Below are 4,724 nucleotides of genomic sequence, written 5' to 3' on the forward strand. Positions count from 1 at the left end.
GCGCGGCGCGGCGCAGCGCGGCGAGCGCAGCCGCGTACCGCTCAAGCGCATGGTTGCGGCCTGTCCAGTCAAGCCAGGTGATGGCATTGTCCTGCGCATAGGCGTTGTTGTTGCCTCGCTGCGTGCGGCCGAACTCGTCGCCCGCCGTCAGCATGATCGTGCCGCGCGAGGCGAACAGGATGGCAAGCAGCGCGCGCTGATCGCCGAGCCGCGCCTCGGCAATCGATGCGTCGTCCGTGTCGCCCTCGGCGCCATTGTTCCAGGACAGGTTGTCGCCGTGACCGTCGTGGTTCTGCTCGCCATTGGCCTCGTTGTGCTTTTCCTCATAGGCGACGAGGTCGGCCAGCGTCATGCCGTCATGCGCGGCGATGAAATTGACCGTGCGGCTCGTCGCAAGCGCGGCCCTAGCGAAGACATCGGATGAGCCGGCAAGCCGGGTAGCCAGCGCGCCGATCGTGCCGGCATCGCCGCGCCAGAAGCGCCTGGCATCGTCGCGGTAGCGGTCGTTCCATTCGAGGAAGGGTCGGGAAAAATTGCCGAGCTGATAGCCGCCCGGGCCGATGTCCCAGGGTTCGGCGATCAGCACCCGGTCGGCCAGCAACGGGTCGCCGGCGATGGCTTGAAGCAGCGGCGCTTGCGGGTCGAACGTGCCGTCGACGCGGCCGAGCACTGGCGCCAGGTCGAAGCGGAAACCGTCGACGCCGGCAGCGCGGACGAAATGGCGCAGCGTGTCGAGCACCATTTCGCGGACGACCGGATGGTCGCAGGCGATGGTGTTGCCGGTGCCGGTGTCGTTGACCAGCCTGCCGTCCGGCTCGTGCCGGTAGTAGGCCTGGGCATCGAGGCCGCGCAGCGACAGCGTCGGACCGAAGCGGTCGCTCTCGCCGGTGTGGTTGAAGACGAGGTCGAGGATCGTGCCGATCCCGGCCTTGCGCAAGGCGTCGACCGTGTCGCGCAATTCGGCCAGGCCGCCCGGCGCCAGGCGCGGATCGAGCGCCATGAAGGTGACGGGATTGTAGCCCCAGGCGTTGTGGAGCCCGAGCGGCGGCAGATGCCGCTCGTCGATCGAGGCGGTGATCGGCATCAGTTCGACAGCGGAGACGCCGAGCTTTTGCAGATGCTCGATCACAGCCGGATGGGCGAGCGCGGCGATGGTGCCGCGCTGCGCTTCCGGGACGTCGGGATGCAGCTTGGTGAAAGAGCGGACATTGAGTTCGTAGATCAGGCCGCCGGGCTGGAACAGGGGTGGTAGGGCTGGCAGCAGCGGCGGCAAGGCGCATGCCACCGACTTCGGCATCAGCGGCGCGGTGTCGGCGCCTTCGTTGCGCTTGGCGGCAAGCCGCCAGTGGTACTGGTAGGGCCGGTCGATCTCGATCGCATAGGGATCGGCGAGAAGCTTTTCAGGATCGAACCACAGGCCGCGTTCAGGCGCGTAGTCGCCGTCCGCCCGGAAGCCGTAGCGCACGCCGTCGGAAAGGCCGGAGACGAGGAGCGCGTGCCCGCCCTCGCCTTGCGGCTGGAGTTCGAGCCGGTCGATCTCGTGCGCACCGCTGTCGTCAAAGATCGAGACCCACAGGCGTCTCGCCGACGACGACCAGGCGGCGAAGCGGATGCCATCGGGGGAGAAGGGGGAGCCGCGGAGAACCACCCTCAAGTAATCACGCTCGGCTTGTCGCGGCCGGTGTGGCTCTTGATACCCGCAATATCGTCCGCCGCGGCGATGAGGTCGGCGAGCGCTTCCTGCGTGTCGAGATCGTGCCTCGCCTGATCCGGCTCGTAGCGCTCGATATAGACGCGCAGCGTGGCGCCGGAGGTGCCGGTGCCGGAGAGGCGGAAGACGACGCGCGAGCCGCCCTCGAACAGGATCCTGATGCCCTGGTTCTTGCTCACCGAGCCGTCGACCGGATCGTGATAGGCGAAGTCGTCGGCGTTGGCGATTTTCAGGCCGCGCACGCTGGTGCCGGGCAGCGAAGCGAGCTTGGCGCGCAACTCGTCGACCAGTTTGTTGGCGCGCTCGGTCTCGACCTCCTCATAGTCGTGGCGGGAATAGTAGTTGCGGCCGTAAGTCGCCCAGTGCTCGGTGACGATCTGCCTGGCGCTCTCGCCGCGCACCGCGAGGATGTTGAGCCACAGGAGCACCGCCCACAGCCCGTCCTTCTCGCGCACATGGTTGGAGCCGGTGCCGGCGCTTTCCTCACCGCAGATCGTCGCCATGCCGGCGTCGAGCAGATTGCCGAAGAACTTCCAGCCGGTCGGCGTCTCATAGATGCCGATGCCGAGCTTCTCGGCGACGCGGTCGGCGGCGCCGCTGGTCGGCATCGAGCGGGCGATGCCCTTCAGGCCTTCCTTATAGCCCGGCGCCAGATGCGCGTTGGCGGCAAGCATCGCCACCGAATCCGACGGCGTGACGAAGATGCCCTTGCCGATAATCAGGTTGCGGTCGCCGTCGCCATCGGAGGCAGCGCCGAAATCCGGCGCGTCCGGGCCAATCATCTCGTCATAGAGATGCTTGGCGTGCACCAGGTTCGGATCCGGATGATGGCCGCCGAAGTCCGGCAGCGGCTTGAAGTTGCGGCAGGTGCCGCTGGGCGCGCCGAGCCGGCGCTCGAGGATCTCCTTGGCGTAGGGGCCGGTCACCGCATGCATGGCGTCGAAGCGCATGCGGAAGCCATATTTGAAATTGGCGCGGATGGCGTCGAAGTCGAACAGGCTTTCCATCAGTTCGGCGTAATCGGCGACCGGATCGATCACTTCGACCGCCATGCCGCCGGCCTTGACGGTTCCGATCGTATCGATGTCGATCGCGCCGATGTCGGCGATCTTGAAGCTCGAAATCGTCTTGGTCTTCTCGAAGATCGCGTCGGTGATCTTCTCCGGCGCCGGGCCGCCATTGCCGGCATTGTACTTGATGCCGAAATCCTCGTGCGGACCGCCCGGATTGTGGCTGGCCGACAGGATGATGCCGCCGAAGGTCTTGTATTTGCGGATGACGTTGGAGGCGGCCGGCGTCGAGAGGATGCCGCCCTGCCCGACCATGACCTTGCCGAAGCCGTTGGCGGCGGCCATGGCAATCGCCGTCTGGATGACCTCGCGGTTGTAGAAGCGGCCGTCGCCGCCGATCACCAGCGTCTTTCCCTCAAAACCTTCAAGCGCGTCGAAGATCGACTGGATGAAGTTCTCGGCATAGTGCTCCTGCTGGAACACCGGCACCTTCTTGCGCAGGCCTGAGGTGCCGGGCTTCTGGTCAAGATAGGGTTTGGTGGGGACGGTCCGTATCATGCTTCAGGCAACCCTTTTCGAAAGCAGCAGGCGATAGAGTTCAACATATTTCTCGGCGCTCCTGTCCCAGGAGACATCGGCCTTCATGCCCTGGCGCTGGATCGACGCCCACGCGGTGGGGTTGGCATGCGCGCCGACCAGCCGGTGGACGGCATGGACGAGCGCACCGCCATTGTTCGGCGCGAACTGGAAGCCGGTCGCCACGCCAGCCGACATCGCCGCCTCGTTGGCGTCGATGATGGTGTCGGCGAGCCCGCCGGTGCGGGCGACGACCGGCACGCAGCCATAGCGCAGGCCGTAAAGCTGGGTCAGTCCGCAGGGCTCGAAGCGCGACGGGATGACGATGGCGTCGCAGCCGCCCTGCATGATGTGGGAGAGCGCCTCATCATAGCCGACGACGACGCCGATGCGGCCGCGATGGCGGGCGGCGGCGGCAAGCAGCGCGCCTTCGAGGCCGGCATCACCGGAGCCCAGGATTGCCAGGCGCGCGCCGGCCGCGACGATGCCGTCGACGGCCGCCGCCAGTATGTCCATGCCTTTCTGCCAGGTCAGCCGGCTGACGACGCAGACGATCGGACTGTCGTCACTCTCGAGATTGAAACGGTCCTCCACCGCCTTGCGGTTCTTGGCCCGCGCAGCAAGCGTCTCGGCCGAATAGTTGGCCACAAGATGCTTGTCGGTCTCGGGATTCCAGATGTCGACATCAATGCCGTTGACGATGCCGTGGAGATCGATGGCGCGCATGTTGATCAGGCCGTCGAGACCCATGCCGAATTCCGGCGAGCGGATCTCCTGCGCGTAGGTCGGGCTCACCGTGGTGATTGCCCAGGCGGCCTGCAGGCCAGCCTTGAGATAGCCGACGCCGCCATAATATTCGACGCCGTCGAGCGCCATCGCCACGCCCGGCAGGCCGAGCTCGCCGAAGATGCCGGCGCCGAACTGCCCCTGGAAGGCGAGGTTGTGCACGGTGATCAGCGACGGCACGCCGACGGCCTTGCCGTAGCGCATATAGGCAAGCGCCATCGCCGACTGCCAGTCATGGGCATGCACGATGTCGGGCTGATAGCCTGAGATGGCGCCACCGGCGATGTCGCCGCCGACTTGGCTGAGCGCCGCGAAGCGCCGCCAATTGTCAGGCCAGTCGGCGCCGGTGGCGTTACCATAAGGGCCGCCCGGGCGGTCGAACAGATGCGGAGCGTCGAGTACGAAGAGGTCGAGCCCGGCGATCTGAACCGCATGGATGGAGGCTTTGCCGCCCTGCAGCAGCGGGTACTGGTAGACGGCCTTCTTTTTCTTGAAGGCGGCCATCACCTGGGGGTAGCCGGGGATGAGGGTGCGCATCGCCACGCCCTTGCCGGCCAGCGCGATCGGCAAGGCGCCGGTCACGTCGGCAAGCCCGCCGGTCTTGATCAGCGGGAAGATTTCGGGCGTGACCGTCAGAACCT

The 4,724-nt window shown here is 66.4% G+C and carries 3 protein-coding genes; all 3 read right to left on the bottom strand.

The window, feature by feature from the left end:
• Nucleotides 1-1,648 (bottom strand): glycogen debranching protein GlgX (glgX, locus tag EOA33_RS24925; protein ID WP_127406837.1); only part of this gene is annotated, 1,648 nt, incomplete at its 3' end.
• A gap of 2 nt (nt 1,649-1,650) precedes the next feature.
• Nucleotides 1,651-3,279 (bottom strand): alpha-D-glucose phosphate-specific phosphoglucomutase, encoded by a 1,629-nt coding sequence (locus EOA33_RS24930; RefSeq protein ID WP_127406835.1) that lies wholly within the window; start codon nt 3,277-3,279, stop codon nt 1,651-1,653.
• Between the two features lie 3 nt (nt 3,280-3,282).
• On the bottom strand, nt 3,283-4,724 hold a 1,442-nt coding region (gene glgA / locus EOA33_RS24935), incomplete at its 5' end, for a glycogen synthase GlgA (RefSeq protein WP_127406836.1).

This window comes from Mesorhizobium sp. M4A.F.Ca.ET.050.02.1.1, assembly GCF_003997725.1.
Lineage (GTDB): Bacteria > Pseudomonadota > Alphaproteobacteria > Rhizobiales > Rhizobiaceae > Mesorhizobium.

What these genes read in the sequence shown, in the direction of transcription:
- EOA33_RS24930 (WP_127406835.1), bottom strand. Translation starts at nt 3,279, where the DNA reads ATGATACGGACCGTCCCCACCAAACCCTATCTTGACCAGAAGCCCGGC.